Origin of the sequence: Frankia sp. CcI49, assembly GCF_001983215.1 — a bacterium.
GTDB lineage: Bacteria > Actinomycetota > Actinomycetes > Frankiales > Frankiaceae > Parafrankia > Parafrankia irregularis.
Genome location: NZ_MOWP01000026.1, coordinates 259,817 through 279,452 on the forward strand (window position 1 = coordinate 259,817; position 19,636 = coordinate 279,452).

Here is a 19,636-nt window from a genome sequence, read left to right on the forward strand (position 1 = left end):
GGCAAAGGGGTCGAACGAGCACCTGGCAACCTGTCAGAAGGAAGGATTTTGGTCGTTCGCACGACCAAAATCCTGCACGCTTGCGACTCGCCAAGCCGGGCCGCCGGACTCCCGCTGGTCCGGCGGCGTTCGTGGAGCGCGAGCCCCCGCCCATCGACCAGCGATCGCAGATCGGTGCCGATCTGCGACATCTCCGGCGAAATCCTGGGATGGTCTGCTGGCTGCGGGCGCGACTGCCGGACGAGGACCCGTCTGGCGCGGATCACCAACAGTTCTCAGCCCCACATCGGCCGTCCTCTCCCGGACCGGACTGGTAGGAACAGCCAGATGAGCGACGAGAACCTGCCCGGGACCGACACGGCCGAGCCCGACGAGCTGATCTACTCGGTTTCCGACGGGATCGCCACGATCACCCTCAACCGTCCCCACCTCAAGAACGCCTTCACCCTGACGATGATCGACAGGTGGGCGGAGGTCCTGCGGTCCGCCGAGGCGGACCCGCAGGTGCGGGTCGTGGTGGTGACCGGGGCCGGTGGGGCCTTCTGTTCCGGCATCGACCTGGCGGTCCTCAGCGGGATCGAGCCCACCCCGATCGCGCGCCGCCGGATGCTCACCGAAGGCGTCCACAAGGTCGCCCGGGCGGTGCTGGACCTCAGCAAGCCGCTGATCGCGGCGATCAGCGGCGTCGCGGTCGGTGCCGGGCTCGACATGGCGCTCATGTGCGACCTGCGGTTCGCGGGCCGCTCCGCGCGCCTGTCCGAGGGCTACATCAGGATCGGCCTGGTTCCCGGCGACGGTGGAACCTACCTGCTCCCCCGCCTGGTCGGGCCGGCGAAGGCCCTGGAGCTGCTGCTCAGCGGCGACACGGTGGACGGCGCCGAGGCGGAGCGGATCGGCATGGTCAACCGCGTCCACGACGACGCCGTCCTGCTCGACGAGACCTACGCCTTCGCCGGTCGCCTCGCGGCGATGTCCCCCATCTCGACCGCGATGATCAAACGAGCCGTCTACCAGTCCCAGAACCTCGACCTGCGGACGAACCTGGACCTCATCGCGTCCCACATGGCGGTCGTGCAGTCCACCGAGGACTACGCCGAGGCCCGCGCCGCGTTCGGCGAACGGCGGGCCCCGACGTTCGTCAACCGCTGACCGTTCGTCAACCGCTGACCGTTCGTCAACCGCTGACCGTTCATCAACCGCTGACCGCGCCGTCGCCGGCGGGCACGCCCGGCCATCCCCGCGGGCAGGCCCGCCGGTGGACCTCCCGGGCCGCCACGGCCCTGCGCAGGTCGTCGGCGGCGTCCATGACGACCCGGGAGAGCACGGGTCCCGCGTCCGGGCCGGCGAGCAGGCTCTCCGCCGCGGCCAGGGTGGCCGGCCGCACCGCGTATCGCGGAAACGCCGCCGCCGCGACCTGCCGGACGGCATGCGGTGAGCGCCGCGCCGCCACCCGGGGCAGCTCGGCGAAATACCGCTCGACGTAGGGAGCGGTCAGATCGCCCTGGTCCGGCTGCCAGAAGCCCTGCGCCGTCGCGGCGACCAGCCGCACCGACATCGCCTCGTCCGCGGTGACGGTCCGCCAGGCCCGGGCCTTCGCCGCCGGGTCGCCGACGGCCGCCCGGATCCGCGCCGCCTGCTCGATGCCACGGCTGCTGGGGTCGTTGTCGAGCTCAGCCGCGATCTGCGCCTCGCCGGCCTCGTCCAACGCCACCAGGCGGTCGAGCAGGCGCCAGCGCAGGTCCGGGTCGACGACCAGCCCGGCCGGGACGTCCCGGCCCGCCAACCAGCCCCGCAGCCGCGCCGCCTCCGGCCGTTCGGCGCACGACACCAGCCCGCGGGCCGCGGCGAGCACCAGCCCGGCTCCGGCTCCGGCCCCGGCCCCGGCCCCGGCAGCGCCACCAGGCCCGGCAGCACCGCCAGCACCGGCCGATCCGGCCGATCCGGCCGACGCGCCGGCCGGGGCCGGCCCGGCAGCCCGGTCGATCACCGACTGACAGGCGTCGACGATCATGCGTCGGGCGGCCGAGCGGTCCCCGTCCGGCAGGTAGCAGTGCACGACCGTGCCGACCGCGAAGCCGAGCGCGTCCTCGAGCACCGCGACCGAGCGTTCGGTGGGCAACGCCCGAGCCGCCAGCGTCAGGTAGTCGGCCGCCGGCCACTCCGCGTCCCGGGTCAGGTCGGCGGCAGCGGACCACACGACGGACCGTGCCAGCGGATCCGCGAGCTCGGCCAGCACCGCGCCGAGCCGTGCCAGGTCCTCCGACCCGAACCTGATCTTCGCGTACGTCAGGTCGCCCTCGTTGACCAGCAGCAGCCGGCCCGGCCGGGTGCCGACGAGCTGCGGCACCGGCGTGCGCCCGCCGGGGGCCGTCGGCTCGAGGTCGACCGTCGCCCGGCGCACGAGCGTCACCGGACCACCCTCCCCGGGCGCGTCGAACACCCCGATCCCCACCCGGTGCGGCCGCGCCGCGGGCTCCCCGGCCGGCTCGGTCCGGACGATCTCGACCGCCGCGTAGGCGCCCTGTTCGTCCAGGCTGACCCGCGGCCGCAGCGTGTCGAGCCGGGGCCGGCGCAGCCAGGCCTGCGCCCAGCCCGCCAGGTCCCGGCCGCTGGCCTGCTCCAACGCCGCCAGCAGGTCGGCCAGGGTGGCGCTGCCGTAGGCGTGCGCGGTGAAGTACGCACGCAGCCCGGCCAGGAAAGCCTCGTCCCCCACCCATTCGACGAGCTGGCGCAGCGCCGAGGCACCCTTCGCGTACGAGATGCCGTCGAAGTTGAGCAGCGCGGCGGCGGTGTCCGCGACGGCGGGCGGCGCCACCGGATGGGTGGACGGGCGTTGGTCGGCCGCGTAGCCCCAGCTCTTGCGGCCCACCGCGAAGCTCGTCCAGGCCTCGGTGAAACCGGTGGCCGCCGCGGTCACCCGGGTGCCCATGTACTCGGCGAACGACTCGTTGAGCCACAGGTCGTCCCACCAGCGCATGGTCACCAGGTCGCCGAACCACATGTGCGCCATCTCGTGGGCGATCACGACGGCCCGGCGCTCCCGTTCGGCCTCGGTCACCGCGGACCGGAACACCAGCTCGTCGCGGAAGACGACCAGGCCCGGATTCTCCATCGCGCCCATGTTGAACTCGGGCACGAACGCCTGGTCGTACTTTCCGAACGGATAGCGAATGCCGAACAGCTCATGATAATGATCAAGGCACTCGGTGGTGATCTGGAAGATCTCGGCCGCCTGCGCCTGCAGGAAGGGCGCGAGCGACCGGCGGCACAGCAGCGCCAGGGGGACCTCGTCGTGGGTGCGACTCCACACCTGATACGGCCCGGCCACCAGAGAGACCACATAGGTGGCCAGCGGGACGGTGGGCTCGAACTCCCAGCGGCCCGGTGCCACCTGGTTTCCCGCACCGTTCGCCCGCACCTCCCAGCCGCCCGGCGCGGACACGGCCAGCCGCAGCGGTGCCTTGAGGTCGGGCTGGTCGAAACAGGCGAAGATCCGCGCCGCGTCGTCGAGGAAGGACTGCGCGTAGAGGTAGACCTCGCCGTCCTCACTGTCGGTGAACCGGTGCAGCCCCTCCCCGGTGTTCGTGCACGCCATCGTCGCCCGGACGACCAGCGTGTTCTCGACCTCCAGGTCGGTCAGCACAAGCCGGCCGGCGGGCGCGGGCGACGCGTCGAGCTCCCGGCCGTTGAGCCGGACCAGATCCAGCGAGACGGCCTTGACGTCGACGAACGTGCTGGCGCCCGGAACCCGGCAGGTGAACGACACCGTGGTCGTCGAGGTGAACCGCRGGCCGTCCGGCACCCCGGTCAGGTCCAGATCGACGTCGTAGGAACGGACCTGGACGAGCTCGGCTCGCGCGACGGCCTCGGCCTGGCTCAGCGGCTGCATCAGCCGACGTTAGTGGCCGACCGGGCCGAGCACACCGGACGGGTCGAGCGGGGTGGGTCGTATCAGGGCGCCCAGTGGTCCCGGCGGCCCGTGATCCCCGGGCGGACCGTGGTCATCCGCCGGCAGCCCGGCGGAGAATCAGACCAATGAGCCTTCTCCCTCTCACGGCGCGCGGTCAGGGCCGCCACAGGCCCGGGTCGACGATGGAAAAGGCTCGATGAGCACCGGTCACACCGAGCGCGCCCGCCTGCGCGCCACACCACGGACGGTGGACGCGGGCGAGCTGACCCGACCGGGCGGGGAGGTCCTCACCGACCGCAAGGGCCGGCACGTCGTTCGCCACGGTGACATCGTCGTCAAGACCCACATGGCCGAGGAGGCCGCGGGCCCGCTGCTGGCCCGGCTGCGCCTCGCCGCGGACCCACGGCTGGCTCCGCTGTTCCTGCCCCCGCTGCGTCTCGGCACCGGGGACGGGGAGGACGGCGGGCCGGGCATCCAGGGTGGGCTGCTCGCCACCGTCGACGGCCGGCTCGTCACCGCCTGGCCGGCCGCGACGGCGCTGGGCCTCGCCGAGGTCGAGCAGGACGTCGAGGCCGCTCCCTGGGAGGCCGCCGCCGAGCTGCTCGCCCGCCTGCACGCCACGGACCTCGCGGCCCTGCACCCCCTGACCGTGCCACCCGCCGCGGTCTGCACCCGCCTGCAGCGCGCCATGGACCACATGGAGACCGGGCTCTCGAACGCAACCACGACCACAGGCGAAGGATCGGCCAGACCCGTGGCCGCGGAGATCCTCAGTCTCGCCGAGGACGTCCGTGGCGCGCACGCGGCACTGCCACCCTGGCTGCGGCAGGCACCGAGCCGGCCAGGCGGGCGGGCGGCGCTGATCCACGGCGACTGGCACCTCGGGCAGGTCGTCCGGGCGCCCCGCGAGCCGCATGCCGCCGCCGCCACCACCGACACCGACACCGACACCGACCAGTGCTGGCGGATCATCGACATCGACGACCTGGGCTGGGGCGACCCCGCCTGGGACCTGGCCCGCCCGGCCGCGTGGTTCGCCGCCGGCGTGCTTCCCGGCGCTGTCTGGTCACGCTTCGTCGACGCCTACCGGGGCGCGGGCGGGGTCGCCCTCGGCTCCGACCCGGATCCCTGGGCGGCGGTGGACGGACCGGCCCGGGCGGTGACCGTGCAGTACGCGGCGGGCGCGATCACCGACCACCTGCTGCGCGGCACCCCGTTCGACGAAGGAGCCCGGGCCTTCCTCGACTGCGCCCACCGACTGGCCTCGGGCACCTGATCACGAAATGCCGAGCGCGGGGATCCCTCGACGCCGCGCCCTGTCACCTGCCCGACGTCCGACGACGCCCGGGGCCCCGTTCACGGACGATGGACTCCGCCGGAGCCGGACATCACAGCGTCTGACCACCGCTCGGAACGAGACTGGTGCGAGGTCGGTGCGAGGTGACGGCACCGTTTTCACTCGTCCTGGTCCAGTCGGCCTGGTCCAGTCGGCCTGCCGACGAAGTGCGGACCTCGCCTCTGTTGACCATCGACGGATAATCTCTCGCTGGTCCTCCGCGCCGAGGGCCCGCCCGGAGCGACCCCTGGCGATCGCAGGTGAGCGCCGTGGCGTAGCTTCCGCCCCACGGCGCGACTGTACGCATGGAAAGGGTAGGGATGAACTACTCTGCTGGACATGGCCTGGTATGCCCCAAGTGCCATGGCGCGATGCGGACCTACACCCGTAGTGGAGTCCAGATCGAGCAGTGCGACAACTGCCGCGGGATCTTCCTGGACTACGGCGAGCTCGAGGCCATCACCCGGCTCGAGTCCCAGTGGTCGCAGCCGGCGCCCCCGCCCGCGCCGATGCCGCCGCCCGGTGGCCACTACAGCCAGCCTGCCTGGGGCTCGCACGGCCACGGYGGCTACGGGCACGGTTACGGGCACGGGCACGGGCGGCTCACCCGCCTCCTGTTCTCCTCCTGAGACTGCTCTCGCCCTGGAACCGTTCTCGTCCTGAGACGCCGTGCCCTCCCCACGAGCGCGTCCCCGTGCGGACGTCCCCCGTGGGAGGGCGGGCGTCAGGGCCTGGCGGGGGCGGCTGGTGGCCCGCGCGCATCCCGGCACCTGCCCGCCCGGCCATCGCGATGGTGGATGACGATGCGACCGACTCGATCGGGTACGGCAGGATGACGTCGTGGTCATTCCGATTCACGACATCAACCCGCTGCGACGCAGACCGGTCATCACCTGGCTGCTGATCGCGGCCAACGTCGTGGTCTTCGTGTTCTTCACGCCCATGGTCAGCTCGGTCGCCGGCGTGCAGGCCTCGCGCCCGCAGAACGTCTGCGAACAGCAGCGCTTCTACGCGGAGTGGGGCGCGATCCCCAAGGAGCTGCTCACCAACAAGCAGCTCCCGTCGGCGGCTTCCGGGCGGCTCACGGTGGACAGCCAGGGGCGGGTCGGGTGCCTGGTGGAGTCGCCGGCGACGTTCCACAAGTCACCGGTGCTGTCCGCGCTCAGCTCGATGTTCCTGCACGGAAGCTGGCTGCACCTCATCGGCAACATGCTGTTCCTCGGCGTCTTCGGCAACAACATCGAGGATCGGATGGGCCGCCTGCTGTACCTGCTGTTCTACCTGGCCTGCGGGATGGCGGCCGCCTACGGCTTCGCTCTTTTCGAGGGCCAGACCACCGACACCCTCATCGGCGCCTCGGGCGCCGTCGCCGGGGTACTCGGCGCCTACCTCGTCGTGTTCCCGCGCGCCCGGGTGATCGGCCTTGTCTCGGTTCTGTTCTTCTTGCCCTTCTGGCTGCCGGCCTGGATCGTGCTGGGGTTCTGGTTCGCGTTGCAGTACCTGTACTTCACCGGTATCGGCGTCTCCGGTGGCGGGAGCGTCGCCTACGGCGCCCATGTGGTCGGCTTCGTGCTGGGTGCCGTGCTGGTGGCCCCGTTCGTCCAGCGCCTGCGCGCCGCAGGGCCCTCGCCCCGTCAGGCGGCGCAGCCGCGGTGGGTCCGGGAGCCGCCCGGCCTCGGTGGGACGCGTCGTGCGTCCCGGCCCCGCCACCGCGGCTGAGACGAGGGCTCCCACACGTAGACGCCAGACGCCAGACGCCGCGGCCGGAGCCCCCGCCGCGTCCGACCGGCCGCCACACCTCTCCGGCCGCTCAGATGTGGCACAAAACCGCTGGTCATGGGCCTGTCTGATGGGGCAGTGTGAATGCGGTCATGACCACCGCATATCACCGCGCCCTGGCGACCCCGGGCGCCGTCCGCTTCGTGCCCGCGGCGTTCATCGGCCGGCTACCCATCGCGATGGTCTCCGTCGGAACCGTCCTGTTCGTCCAGGCCAGGACGGACTCCTACGGGCTCGGTGGCGCGGTCGCGGCGACCAGCGCGGTGGGTGAGGCCCTGCTCGCACCCCGCCTCGGGCGCGCGCTCGACCGCTTCGGGCAGGCCCGGGTGCTGCTCGCCTGCCTGGCCTGCCATCTGGCGGCCATGGCGACGCTCATCGCCACCGTGGCCGCCGGCGCACCCCACCCGGTCTGGTTCACCGCCGCCCTGGTGGCCGGCGGTTCGCTGCCGCCCGTGGCCGCGTGCTCCCGGGCCCGCTGGAGTGCCCGTCTCTCCGGGGACGAGCTGCTCGGCACCGCCCTCGCCCTGGAGTCCGCGCTCGACGAGCTGGTCTTCGTGCTCGGGCCGGTCCTCGTCACCATGCTCGCCGTGCTCGTCACGCCGGCGGCCGGGCTGATCGCGGCGATGGTCTTTCTCACCGCCGGGACCACGGCGTTGGTGTTCCTGCGGGACACCGACCCGGGACCACGCGATGCAGAGATCACTACAAGGCCACGAATGCTGCGCGATCCCGGAACTCGTACCGTGCTCGTGGTCTTCTTCTGTATCGGTCTCGCGTTCGGCGGGGTGGACGTGTCGATGGTCGCCTTCGCCCGCGAGGAGGGCCTGGCCGCGGTCGGCGGCCTGCTGGTCGGCCTGTTCGCCGGCGGATCCGCCCTCTCCGGGCTCGTCTACGGCGCACGGGCCCAGTCCCGACCGCTGCCCGACCGCTTCCTGCGGGCCGCCGCCTTCATGGCGTTCGGCATGACGCTGCCACTCGCCGGCGTGGCCCTGCCGCTGATGATCCCGCTCGCGCTACTGGCCGGGGCCACCTCGTCGCCCACGCTGATCACCGGAAACGCGCTGGTCGAGCGTCTGGTGGACGCCCAGGCCCGGACCGAGGGCTTCACCTGGCTCACCATGGCCGTCGTCAGCGGGCTCGCGGCCGGCACACCCGTCGCGGGCATGCTCGTCGACAGCGGCGGCGCGCATCACGGGCTGCTCGTCACCGCGGTGGCCGGCCTGACCATCGGCATCGCCGCACTGCTGGGGCGCCGGGCCATCGCCTCGCGGCATGGGTCCGCGGCATCACGGCCGGGCGTCGGAGCCACCCAGCCCGCCGCCACCGCCCTCGACGGCGGCGGGGCAGCCCCGCCAGGGCGACCACCGCACTGTGACCACGCCACGATCGCACGGTGATCGAAGGGCGACCAGCGGCAGTCGGGCAGCGATCGGACATCTCAGAAAAAGCGATGGATAGGCAATCAAAGAGCGACACCGGCCGGATCGGTGACCGCACCGGCCGGCCGCCTCCCGTCGAGCCCGCCCTCCAGCCAGAGTGGATCGGGCCGAACCAACACGAACGCGACACGCCTGGCGACGGGGTCGGCGCCGGTCCGGAGCACCGCCCCACAACGGCCGAACCCACCGGAGTCCCCGATCGGGAGAGTTATAATCTGCGTGCTGCACGTGACATAAGGCGACGGTCCTCAATGAGCCCCTTCCATCGTCGACTCTGTCCTGTGGCTACGGCCCTGCGGCTACGGCGCTCGACAAACGTGAGACGGAATTGGCTCAACGATGGCGCGCGCCCTCAGCGATGATGACGGTCTTCAACGACGGCGGGGTCGGGCGGAGTCAACGGTGGCAGAGCTAACGACGAGCAGTCCCGAAACCGGCGCGTCACCTGCCAGGTCGTCGCGCCCGGGGTCGATCCGCGTCTTCCTCCTCGACGATCACGAGGTCGTGCGCCGCGGGCTGCGCGACCTGTTGTCCGACGAGGCCGACATCGTCGTCGTCGGCGAGGCGGGCCGCGCGGACGACGCGATCGCAGAGATCATCATGCTGCGGCCCGACGTGGCCGTCCTCGACGCGCGCCTTCAGGAGGGCAGCGGCATCGAGGTCTGCCGGCACGTCCGCTCCCACGCCCCGGAGATCGCGTGCCTGATCCTTACCTCGTTCGACGACGAGGACGCGTTGTTCACCGCCATCATGGCCGGGGCAGCGGGCTACGTCCTCAAGCAGATCCGCGGCAACGCCCTCGTCGACGCGGTGCGTCAGGTGGCGGCAGGGCAGTCCCTGCTCGACCCGGCGGTGACCTCACGGGTGCTCTACCGGCTGCGGGAAGGTCCGGTCGAGGACGAGCGGCTCTCCGGCCTCACCGACCAGGAGCGGCGGATCCTGTCCCTCATCGCGGAGGGGCTCACGAACCGCCAGATCGCCGCGCGCATGTTCCTGGCCGAGAAGACCGTCAAGAACTACGTGTCGAGCATGCTCGCCAAGCTCGGTATGGAGAGCCGGACACAGGCGGCGGTGTTCGCCACCAAGCTGTCGACCTGACCCACGCTGTCGACCTGGCACACGCTCTCCTAGCCGGGGCACACCACCGGCTCCCGAGCGCACGGCCACAGGGCGCCGCGCGGGCGCTCAGAGTGCCCCTGGGGCTCTGTCGCCGTGGTTTCCGGGGTCCACCGCGCCGCCCGGGGTCGCGACACCCGGAGGCTGGGCCGTGCGGCCCAGCCGGCTCAGCGCCCGCGGCACCGGAACGGGCTGAACCAGTGGGACATGCCACCGCACGGTGGTCCCGATGCCGCCCTCCCCCGGGCCGAACTCCATCCGGCCGCCCAGGTCGAGCGCGCGGCGGCGAAGGTTCGCCAGGCCGCTGCTGCGGGAGGCACCCCCAGGGCCACAGCCGTCGTCGCGCACCTGGACCGAGACGTCCGTGTTGGTGACCCGTACCAGCACCTGGATCCGGGTGGCCCGAGCATGGCGAGCGATGTTCGACAGCGCCTCACGGATGGCTGCCAGCAGATGCGGGTGGATCACCGTGGGTATGCCGCGGTCGACCGGGCCGTCGATGCGCACGGTCGGCCGGATGGCGAGCGCCTGTTCGGCCTGGGCGACGATCGCCGCGATCTCCGCCCGCAGGTCGACCGCCCCGGAGGCCGCCGTCAGCGAGAAGATCGTCTGTCGGATGTCGGCGATCGTCTGATCCAGCTCGCGGACGGCTGAGGTCAGCCGGGCCGCCGCGGCGTCGTCGATCACCCGCGACAGCCCCTGGATCTGCAGACCGGTGGCGAACAGCCGCTGGATGACCACGTCGTGCAGATCCCGGGCGATGCGGTCGCGTTCCTCGAACACGGCGAGCCGCYCCCGCTCGCGCTGCACCCGGGCCATCTCCAGCGCGAGGGCCGCATGCCCGGCGAACGCCGCCGCCATCTCCAGATCGAGGTGCTCGAAGACGGCCACTCCCGGGGGTGCCGCAAGCACCAGAAGCCCCAGCGGCCGCCCCGCCGCCAACAGCGGAACGATCATCACGGCGCCGATCTCGAGCCCGTCGACGACCTCGCCCAGCAGATCGCGGGCGGCGGGGTCCACCCGCTCCGGCGGGATGATCCTGGCCCGGCCGGCCTGCATGACGCCGAGCAGGCCCGTCGACTCGGGCAGGCTCCGCCCCTGCAGGCTCTCCGCGCCCGCCCCGTCGGCCACCGCGATCTCCAGCGGCACCGCGAACCCGTCGCCGTTCGCACGCGGCACACCCGACGCACCGGACGCACGCGGGGCACCGGACGGATCGGAGGCGTCCGAGGAACCCGAGGAGCCGTACGCACCGGGCACACCGGGCGCCGCCGCAGGCCGCCACGGGCCGGTCAGGGCCGGCCCGGCGGCGCCCGGGCGGGCGGTGCGCGCCGGCGAGACGATCGCGGCCAGGCGGGCCGAGGTGACCTGCCTGGCCCGCCGCGCGACGAGCCCGAGTGCCTCGACCGGCTCCGCCACCGACAGCAGCGCCGTGGTGATCTCGGCACTCGCCGTGAGCCACGCCTGACGCCGCCTGGTCGCCTCGTAGAGACGTGCGTTCTCGATGGCGAAGCCCACCGCGGCGGCCAGTGCGCCGACGAGGTCCTCGTCCTCCTGAGTGAACTCCGGGCCGCGTTTGCCGGCGAGGTACAGATTCCCGAACGCCTCGCCGCGCACGGCGATCGGCACCCGTAGGAAGGTCCGGAAGCTGCAGCCGCCGGGCGGGAAGCCGAGGGCCTGGGGCGACACGACAACCGTGCCTGTGACCGCCGCGGCCGGCGCCGGATGCTCCCCGGCGGGCTCGCCGATCAGGCCCCGCCCACGCGGCATCCGGACGATGCCGGCCGGGACCTCGTCACCGGTCCCACCACCGCTGATCAGGTCCGTGATCTGACCGTCCGGGCCCAGCACCCCCAGCACGCCCAGCTCGCAGTCCACCAGCGAGCGCGCCGCCTGTGCGATGCGGTGCAGGGTGACGGGGAGACTCAGCTCACGGGCGACGTCGACGACGGCGTCCAGCAGGCCGCGCATGCGGCTCTGCACCGTGAAGGTCTCCCCCGTCGGCGTCGTCGGCGGGCCGTGTGCACTCCCGCTGGAACCAGCGCTGCCCGCCGAGGCCACGAGTGCGTCCGTCCCCGAGCCGGTCTGGACCATCTCGCATCTCCCGTCCACAGGCCTCACGTGACGATAACCAGACAGGCGCCGGTCTGGGACACTGCCGGGTGTATCGAACGAACTGCGCCCTGCCACGAGACCGCACCGCGTTGGCGTACAGTTCACGCATGGCCGCCTCTGGCTTCCTTCTGCACAGCGACCGCGTGACCGACCTGAGCAGGGTCGTCGCCGCGGCCTGTATGACCCGGGCCTGACTTCGCAGGCCGCGGCGTAACGCCGCGCAGCCTGCCCTCAGGTCCGACACGGCGCTGCGCCGCCTCGTCGCCCCCTGGCAGCTCCTCGCACCTGCGGGTTCAGCGCGACGACGAGTGTGCCGCCGCGGCCCGCGTGGCAGCGTCCGCGTTCCGCTAGCCCTCCGGCCTCTCCCCACGGTGACCTGCCGCGGGCAGGGCCGCCCCACCTGCGGCCAGCCCCCGTCGGCGGCTCCGCGGGCGGTGGCCGGCAGGCCGTAGCCCTGGCAGGGCGAGAGCGACGAGACCGCCCGAGCACGGCGCAGGCGGTCCCAGCGTGGCTGCGGGGTAGTTGCGGAGCCGCACGTGGCTGCCAAAGCGCCCACACGCGGCACACACTCGCGCCTCACCCCGCTCCGGACAGGCCTGCCCGTGGCCGCGCGCCTGCCGTCCGGCGCAACCAGGCCCCGCGCCCATGAACGTTCCGGTCGACGCCGTGCCCCCGGCCGATCCGCAGACGCCTCACGGTGTCCTCCAGTGGTCCGTCGCAGCGGCGACGGTGTYCGAAGGAGCTTCGATGCCCCTGATCCATCCCGCCCTGCTCCAGCCGGTCCAGCCCGCGTCGACGGCGCCTGCCGCCACCCGGGCCGGTGTCCCGCTCGTGCCCGAGCGCTTCCTGGTCGACGAGCCGCGCGAGCTGGACCTGCCCGATCTGCGTGACCTGGTCGCCGGCCTCGCCGCGGCCGAGCACCTCTGGCAGCCCCTGGTGCGCCACGATCCGCGCCGGCGCTGGTACACCCGCCTGGTCCTGTCCGGCGCCGTCGAGGTGTGGCTCATCGGCTGGTGCCCCGGCCAGCAGACGGACATCCACGACCACGGCGGCGCGCTCGGCGCGTTGGCGGTCGCGGCGGGCGTCCTGGACGAGGACGAATGTGGTCGGGACTGGAGCATCTCCCGGACCCGCCGGCACGGCACCGGTGCGGTGGCCGGCTTCGGCACCGACCATGTGCACCGGATCGTGAACCGCGGCCAGCTGCGGGCGACCACCATCCACGCCTATTCACCCCCCGAGCTTCCGCTGCGCTATGCGCCTCGCCAGCTCGCCTCTCTCGACCAGCCCGTACCGCTCGACCAGCCCGTACCGCTCGACCGGGCGGACGTCGCACAGCGCGGTGCCCGGTCAGCGGTCGTCGCCGCCGGTGCCGGCGCCGGGGCGGCACGGGTCACGACCGCGGCCCCGCCGGCGACGGACCCGTTCGCGCCGCGGCCCCGTGCGGGCCACCCCCGCCTGACGTCCGGGATGTCGGTGTGAGCGGCGGCGATGTGAGCGGCGGCGGTACAGGTGGCAGCGGTGGCGACGACAGCGGCAGCTGCAGCGCGGCCGGCGGCGGCCTCGGTGTGAGCAGTGGCGCGAGTGGCAGCCGCATCGACGCGATGCTGGCGGCCGCACGGGCCCGACTGGATCGGCTCACGCCCGACGAGGCCGCGGCGGCCGTTGCCGCCGGCGCCATCCTGATCGACATCCGGCCGGCCGCGCAGCGGGCGGCCGAGGGCGCGATTCCGGCCGCCGTGATCATCGAGCGCAACGTGCTGGAATGGCGTCTCGATCCGACCTGCGAGGCTCGGGCCGCCTTCGCCACCGGCGACGACATCAGGCCGAYCATCATCTGTTCGGAGGGCTACACCTCCAGCCTCGCCGCGGCGGCGCTGCTGGATCTTCAGCTGACCGCGGCGACCGACGTGATCGGCGGGTTCCACGCCTGGGCCGCGGCGGGCCTGCCGATCACCCGAGGCTGACGCCGGACGCCCAACGGCGCCCGTACCCCTGTGTGGTCCTCAGCACATTTCGGCCCCCGCCGGCCGCCGATCTGAACTCCGGGACGGCGGCAAGTCCCCCTTTACCTGCCGGCAACCGGAGCCCGACCCGGCAGCGGATCAGGTAGATCAGGCACCCCTATACGTCACGGCGACCCCACCCGGCACCCAACAAATGATCTTGCTGGCCACCCAAAAAGCCTGCATGACAGGAACATTCGCAGACACGAGACCTGCAGCACACGTCGGACCAAAGCAGTTACATGGTTACGGGGAGCTTGAGAGGGTGAGACCCGCGGCCACGTCAGCCGACGGATCATCGACCTCCACAGAGGACCGGACGTGGGCGTTTCGGAACCCTTGCTATCCGCTCGAGAGAAGTCTACGTTCCTCGGTTAACGAGACGAGACGGGCCCGTTTCCGTGCGGGAGACCGGAACCTTCCGGTCGCACCACATGGACGGGCCCGGGGGCTCTCGGCTTGTAGCAGGTAGGCCCCACCACCAGTCCGGCGTCTGGCGCAACGCCGGGTATTGCCTGTCCGCAGCGCACCTGTCCGCCTTTGCAACGTCAGCAGGAGACGGTATGCCCACGATGCCCGGCATGCTACCGGTCGGTAGCCCCGCCGAACCCATGTCCCCGCCGCCGTCCGACTCGGTCCGGACGGAGGTCGCACGATGAGCGCCGGTGTACCCGTTCTGCCTGGTCGGGACCTGCCGCCGCAGCCGTTCGGCGAGGGCTGGCCGGTCTACTGGCGCCAGGATGCCGCCTGCCGCGACGGCGACCCCGACGCCTTCTTCCCGCCGGACGGGCGTAACACCAAGGCCCGCGCCGCCGCCGAGTCCCGCGCCCGCAAGATCTGCTCCGGCTGTCCGGTCCAGCGCGCCTGCCTGGCGACCGCGATCTTCCGTCAGGAGGAGCACGGTGTGTGGGGCGGGCTGACCTCGGACCAGCGCTCGACCCTGATCCCCCGTGGCCGGCTGAACGCCGACGACGCGCTCGCCGCCGCCGACCGCCTGCTGCTGACGATCTCCGTCGCGAGCTGACCCCCGGCTGGCCGCCCGTCGGCGGGCCAGCCCTCGGCAGGCCGCAGCACCGGCCGGCCGACCTTCCCGGCAACATCACACGCCCCGCGACATCACACGGCCCGATCACTTGGATGGTGATCGGGCCGTGGTCGTCGTCCCGGCAGCTCCACCGCTGTGGGCACCGTATGTGGGCACCGCAACGGGCACCGCAATTGACGAGGACGTCCGGATGTCGGCAGTCTGCGAGTCGTCGCGGCGAACCTGGCTCGCGCGGGGATCGTTCGAGCTGTGACGGACGGGAGGAGCTGACGTGTCCGGTGCCGACGGGGATCACGCAGGGATCACGGGCGGATGGCGTGACCCGGCCGCTGGCGGAACCACGCCGGCGTCACCGGGGCGGTCAACCCTCCACACCGGAGCCGCCCCGCACGCCGGAGTCGCACGGTGAGACGTTCCCCCCGCCTGTTGCTGCTGCGGCACGCGAAGTCCGATGTGGCGACCGACCCGACGATGCGCGACCAGGACCGGCCGCTCTCGCCGAAGGGCCGTACCAGCATCGCGCTGATCGCCGACCACCTGGTCGCCGCCGGGCTGGAACCCGACCTGGTGCTGTGCTCCTCCGCGGTGCGCACCCGGGAGACGGTCGCGCATCTCGCACATGCCCTGCCGAGCAGCGTCCCCGTCCTGGTCGAGGACCAGCTCTACCTCGCCGAGGCGAACGACCTGCTCATGCGCCTTCGCCAGGTCGATGACGGCGTGCCCTCGGTACTCGTCGTCGGCCACAACCCGGGCCTGCACAGCCTCGCGATGGGCCTGCTCAGCCCGCCGGAGCGGCACCGGGTGCCGACCTTCCCGACGGCCGCGCTTGCCGTCCATGACCTGACCGTGCCACGGTGGAGCGAGATCGGACCCGCCTCCACACGGCTGGTCGACTTCGTCACCCCACGCTCGCTGCGGGAGGCCGCCGGCACGCCCGAGCAGGCCACCGACGTCTGATCACGAGCCCTGGCCGGGAGCCGGCAAGGCAAAGCCGGCGCCAGGGCGGAGGCTCACCTCCGGTCCGGCGCCGGCCGGCCTGGCACGACGACGCGGGTGGGCCGGCGGTCTAGTAGGCCTGCTCCATGATGTTGGAGACCAGAGCCAGACCGGCACCGGCGACCAGCGCCACCGCCGTCCCGATCCACAGCGGCACCGAGCCGAGGATCAGCGCGAGGGTGCCCAGGACAAAGCCCACGATGAGGATGTACACCGCGGCCCAGGACCCCATGTTGGCCTTCACATGACCGGTATCCGACACGTCCACTCCTGTCTCGACCATGGCACACATGCCCGACCTCCCGCCGAGCGTACCCGCATGGGGCACGACTCAGYCGAATCCGGCCAGGTGACGCAGATCCACCAACTGGTCGTTGAGCCAGCGCCGGACATCGTGGGTGCGGACCTGCTCGGCCGCGGCCGCCAGCCTGCGGTGGCGTTCGTCCATGGGCATGACCAGGGCCTCGTAGAGGGCGTCGGCCATCTGCTGGACGTCGAACGGGTGCAGCGTCACGGCGAACTCGCCCAGCTCCTCGTGCGCGCCTGCYATCTCCGACAGGGCCAGCACGCCGCCGCGCCGGTTGACGATCGCCACCTCCTTGGCCACCAGGTTCATCCCGTCCGCGATCGCGTTGACCATCAGCACGTCGCAGATCGAGTAGGCGCCGACCGCGAGGGTGAAATCCTCCACCATGCGCAGATCGATCGGCTGTCGCCCCTCCTTGGTGTGCCTCGCGTTGATCTCCGCGACGACGGCGCCGATCAGTGCGATGTAGTCGGCGTACTCCGGGACGTCCGTGCGGCTCGGCTGGAGCAGTGCCAGGAAGCTCACCCGCCCGACCAGCTCCGGATGCTGGTCCAGCAGCGTCCCGAAGGCCAGGAAGCCGCGGACCACGTTCTTGCTGGGGTCGGTGCGGTCGACGCGCAGCACCAGCTGGCGGTCGTCGTCGAGGAAGACATAGCGCAGCATCGCGACGTGCGCGGCGACCTCCTCGCTGGCGAGGGTGGCGTCGAGCGCGGCCGGATCGACCGAGATCGGGTAGTAGCGCGCCCGCACCGTCCGGTCGTTGACCTGGACGGTCAGCTCGTCGAGGTTGATGGGCAGCCCGAGCAGCTCGCCGGCGCACAGGACGAAGTTCCGGGCGTAGCGACGGGTGTGGAAGCCGACGACGTCGCTGCCGAGAAGACCACGCAGGAGACGTTCACGGATGTCGCCCGGCAGCACCCGCCACTCGTCCGGCCCCGGCCAGGGGATGTGGACGAAGTGGGTGAGCACGACGTCCGGGCACTGTTCGCGGACGTGCTCGGCGACCAGGTAGAAGTGGTAGTCCTGCAGCAGCACCAGCGCCTTGCCGCCCCGTGACTGGACCTCGTCGGCGACCGCGTCGGCGTAGGCGCGGTTGACCGCCGCGTAGCCCCGCTCGAACGCGTCGTGCTCGGCGCGGGTGAGCACCGGCGCGAGCGACCGCCCGTACAGACCATGCTGGATGAACCACAGGATCGGGTTCGACCACACGCTGTAGAAGTCGGCGTAGGCGGCCGGGTCGGTCACCACCAGACGCACCCTGATCGACGGGCCGTCCGGGTCTCCCTCCACCGCGTGGGGGAAGGGCTGGGTCTGCACCAGGATCGCGCCGCCATCGTTCTCCGCGGCGACGGCGGCGTCCTMGGCGGTCGCCGCGCCACAGACCCAGACGGCGTCATCCAGATGCTCCGCCAGGCCGGACAGGGCGGAGACCAGCCCGCCGGCACCCCGGTTGACGGTTCGGCCGGACGTATCGCGATCGAAGCTGACAGGACCTCGGTTGGACAACAGAACCAGCGGGAGATCGAGCAGGTCGATATCCGACACGGCAGAAGGAGCCCTCCTGGTCGTCATGGTGCCCGGCTGTCGAACGGCAGGCACTCGGCCGGCAATGCGGACACTGTCGGCCGGAGCCCACCGAAGGGTCGGGCGCACGGGACAACCCGGACTGTAGTGAGCCTGGAAACCGGATGCACCGCGTCGCCGCGTGGCTGGAGAGGTGTTACCCGGAAATTCGTCCGGTCACCATATCCACACTGCCCGTACAAGGATCGGCTTCGGTCGCGCCGAGGCGAGCCCGTTCGGCACAGTACTGCGCAACACCTGGTCAGACGTCCGCGGGCGATCCCGCCGAGCCGCCTGCGGGCCGGCGGGACCCGGTGACTGCCCGCAGCCGCGATGTGCCCTACGCCACGATGTGTTCCGCGCCACGTTTTCCGCGTGTTCCGCGTGTTCCGCCGAACGTGTTCCGCGCCGGACGCGATCGCGGCCTACTTTCTCCTGCCTACAGGGTGTCCCGGTAGACCTTGACCTCCTGGACCGCGGACCCGAGCGCCGCGAGCGCGTTCTCCAGGCTGTCCCGGGTCTCGACCAAGGCGCTGGTGAGCTGTTCGACGGCGAGGTGCTCACTGCCGTCGGTCGCCGCGACGACCATCGCCTGCGCCTCCTCGATCATGTTCAGCGCGCCCTCGAGCTGGCCCGTGACCTCCTCGGTTCGCCGGAACGCCTCGTCGAGCTGCGCCTTGACGTCGGCGATCGTCCCTGCCACCGTGCACTCCGTTCCTTCAGCCGATCAACGTTCCGTCAGCCGATCAACGCCCCGCCCACCCGGCGACGCCGCCGCCGGCCGCTCAGCTCCGTCTGCTCCGGCCGCCACCGGCCGGACCCGCACCCGCACCTGTGCTCGCGCCGGCGCCCACGCCGAGCCCGAAGCGCATCGCGAGCGCGAGGCAGGCCAGGGCACCGATTGTCCCCGCCGGCTCGATCGGCACAAAACGGAAGGTCGCGAGAACCGCCACCCCCGCCGATCCCGCCGCGAGCAGGGCCGAACGCGCGGCGGACACGGCGGACGCGTCCGCGCTGGCGACCACCGCCACGGCGCCGAGCGCCCCGGCCGCGACCAGGCAGGGCAGCGCCGGCGCCTCCCCGAACACCCGGGCCGCCACTGTGAGCGCACCCGCAAGCACGCAGACCAGGGCCACGATCAGCCCGCTCGACCCGGTGGGGACCCCCTTGGTGACGGCCCGAAGCTCGGCGGAGCGGGACATCACCTCCAGGCACAGGCGGTAGGCCAGTTTCCTCGCCCGCTCCGGGTCGACGAGGTCGTCGGCACCGACGAGCCCGTCGGCGGGTGCCTGCGAGCGGCCGCGGCCGCCCTTCCCGCGGCCGTCGATCCCACCGCCATCGATCGAGGCCGCCGCGCCGAGCCGCTTCTCACCGGGTAGCGCGACGGCGGCGCGGGCACCACGACCACCGCGACCGCGACCGCTGCCGAGCCCGTCCAGGTCGCCCGCGTACTGCTGGTAGACGGCCTCGACGTCGGGTTCGGTGCCCTCCCGCGGTCGCAGCTGGTCGAGGCCGTCCAGCCCATGCGACTCCAACGACCCGCCGACCTGGGACCAGACCACGGCGACCCGGGAACGGATGTCCTCGGCCGCGGCCCGGTGGCGACGGGCGAGGACGTCGTGACCCTCCTGCCGTTCGGCCAGCCGTTGCGCGAGCAGGGCCCGCACCGTGTCGGAGGCGCCCATGAGCTCCCGGTAGCGGTTCGCCGCGACCAGGGGATGATCGACCGGCACCGGTTGCCCGGTCGCCGGGGGAACCAGCGCCACCGGATGGCTGCCCGGCGCCGCGGCGGCAGGCAGCGGCCTGACGTGGCCGCCGGGCGGCTGGGTGAACTCCATCGCCATCGCGGCCGACGCCGACGCCGAAAACACCGGGGAGGGCACCGGCGAGGGCACGAGGTGCCGGCCCGGCAGCTCGGCGAGGCTGTAGGCGGACGCGTCGTCGGTCACCGCGCCGGGCTCCCCGTCGGTCACCGCGCCGGGGCCCTCGTCGTGTTCACCTCGCACGCYGTCCCTCCACCACTC

Annotated in this window: 16 protein-coding genes; 10 read left to right on the top strand and 6 right to left on the bottom strand. The window is 72.4% G+C overall.

Going from position 1 to position 19,636, the window contains the following annotated elements; translation table 11 throughout:
* The first annotated feature begins 327 nt into the window (after positions 1-327).
* Positions 328-1,149 (top strand): enoyl-CoA hydratase-related protein, encoded by an 822-nt coding sequence (locus tag CcI49_RS23125; RefSeq protein ID WP_076829195.1) that lies wholly within the window; start codon positions 328-330, stop codon positions 1,147-1,149.
* 43 nt (positions 1,150-1,192) lie between these two features.
* Here the strand turns inward: CcI49_RS23125 and pepN are convergent, their stop codons facing one another.
* Complete coding sequence (pepN, locus tag CcI49_RS23130; RefSeq protein ID WP_076829196.1) at positions 1,193-3,889, bottom strand: aminopeptidase N; 2,697 nt, start codon at positions 3,887-3,889, stop codon at positions 1,193-1,195.
* Positions 3,890-4,106: 217 nt separating this feature from the next.
* Between pepN and CcI49_RS23135 the strand changes: the two genes are divergently transcribed.
* From CcI49_RS23135 to CcI49_RS23155, 5 genes are all read left to right on the top strand, one after another.
* On the top strand, positions 4,107-5,186 hold the full coding sequence (locus CcI49_RS23135) for a phosphotransferase (RefSeq protein WP_076829197.1): 1,080 nt from the start codon (positions 4,107-4,109) through the stop codon (positions 5,184-5,186).
* Between the two features lie 380 nt (positions 5,187-5,566).
* Positions 5,567-5,875 (top strand): zf-TFIIB domain-containing protein, encoded by a 309-nt coding sequence (locus CcI49_RS23140; RefSeq protein WP_198955603.1) that lies wholly within the window; start codon positions 5,567-5,569, stop codon positions 5,873-5,875.
* A 211-nt stretch (positions 5,876-6,086) separates the two neighbouring features.
* Positions 6,087-6,965: a rhomboid family intramembrane serine protease gene (locus CcI49_RS23145; RefSeq protein WP_076829198.1), complete on the top strand. Its 879-nt coding sequence runs from the start codon at positions 6,087-6,089 to the stop codon at positions 6,963-6,965.
* Positions 6,966-7,117: 152 nt separating this feature from the next.
* Complete coding sequence (locus tag CcI49_RS23150) at positions 7,118-8,422, top strand: MFS transporter (protein WP_083749667.1); 1,305 nt, start codon at positions 7,118-7,120, stop codon at positions 8,420-8,422.
* A 444-nt stretch (positions 8,423-8,866) separates the two neighbouring features.
* Positions 8,867-9,562, top strand: coding sequence for a response regulator transcription factor (locus CcI49_RS23155; RefSeq protein ID WP_054566073.1), 696 nt, complete (start codon positions 8,867-8,869; stop codon positions 9,560-9,562).
* An 87-nt stretch (positions 9,563-9,649) separates the two neighbouring features.
* On the opposite strand, the gene CcI49_RS23160 is transcribed toward CcI49_RS23155, so the two are convergent.
* Positions 9,650-11,674 (bottom strand): GAF domain-containing sensor histidine kinase, encoded by a 2,025-nt coding sequence (locus CcI49_RS23160; protein WP_076829199.1) that lies wholly within the window; start codon positions 11,672-11,674, stop codon positions 9,650-9,652.
* 768 nt (positions 11,675-12,442) lie between these two features.
* Between CcI49_RS23160 and CcI49_RS23165 the strand changes: the two genes are divergently transcribed.
* From CcI49_RS23165 to CcI49_RS23180, 4 genes are all read left to right on the top strand, one after another.
* Positions 12,443-13,177 carry a cysteine dioxygenase gene (locus CcI49_RS23165; protein ID WP_076829428.1) on the top strand — a complete coding sequence of 245 codons (735 nt, stop codon included), beginning with the start codon at positions 12,443-12,445 and terminating at the stop codon, positions 13,175-13,177.
* A gap of 122 nt (positions 13,178-13,299) precedes the next feature.
* Positions 13,300-13,662, top strand: a complete 363-nt coding sequence (locus tag CcI49_RS23170; protein WP_076829432.1) for a rhodanese-like domain-containing protein — start codon at positions 13,300-13,302, stop codon at positions 13,660-13,662.
* Between the two features lie 694 nt (positions 13,663-14,356).
* Positions 14,357-14,725, top strand: coding sequence for a WhiB family transcriptional regulator (locus CcI49_RS23175; protein WP_054566071.1), 369 nt, complete (start codon positions 14,357-14,359; stop codon positions 14,723-14,725).
* Between the two features lie 426 nt (positions 14,726-15,151).
* The gene (locus tag CcI49_RS23180; protein WP_054566070.1) at positions 15,152-15,703 is read left to right on the top strand and encodes a histidine phosphatase family protein; all 552 of its coding nucleotides are present in this window, start codon (positions 15,152-15,154) and stop codon (positions 15,701-15,703) included.
* Positions 15,704-15,812: 109 nt separating this feature from the next.
* On the opposite strand, the gene CcI49_RS23185 is transcribed toward CcI49_RS23180, so the two are convergent.
* The 4 genes from CcI49_RS23185 to CcI49_RS23200 all read right to left on the bottom strand — a co-directional run bounded on the left by CcI49_RS23185 (position 15,813) and on the right by CcI49_RS23200 (position 19,618).
* A complete protein-coding gene (locus CcI49_RS23185; RefSeq protein WP_235497880.1) occupies positions 15,813-16,010 on the bottom strand; it encodes a hypothetical protein in 198 nt (65 codons plus the stop codon).
* A gap of 63 nt (positions 16,011-16,073) precedes the next feature.
* Positions 16,074-17,594: a trehalose-6-phosphate synthase gene (locus tag CcI49_RS23190; RefSeq protein WP_076829200.1), complete on the bottom strand. Its 1,521-nt coding sequence runs from the start codon at positions 17,592-17,594 to the stop codon at positions 16,074-16,076.
* Positions 17,595-18,051: 457 nt separating this feature from the next.
* The gene (locus CcI49_RS23195; RefSeq protein WP_006540381.1) at positions 18,052-18,315 is read right to left on the bottom strand and encodes a hypothetical protein; all 264 of its coding nucleotides are present in this window, start codon (positions 18,313-18,315) and stop codon (positions 18,052-18,054) included.
* A gap of 82 nt (positions 18,316-18,397) precedes the next feature.
* The gene (locus tag CcI49_RS23200) at positions 18,398-19,618 is read right to left on the bottom strand and encodes a hypothetical protein (protein WP_241840202.1); all 1,221 of its coding nucleotides are present in this window, start codon (positions 19,616-19,618) and stop codon (positions 18,398-18,400) included.
* Positions 19,619-19,636: the final 18 nt, after the last annotated feature.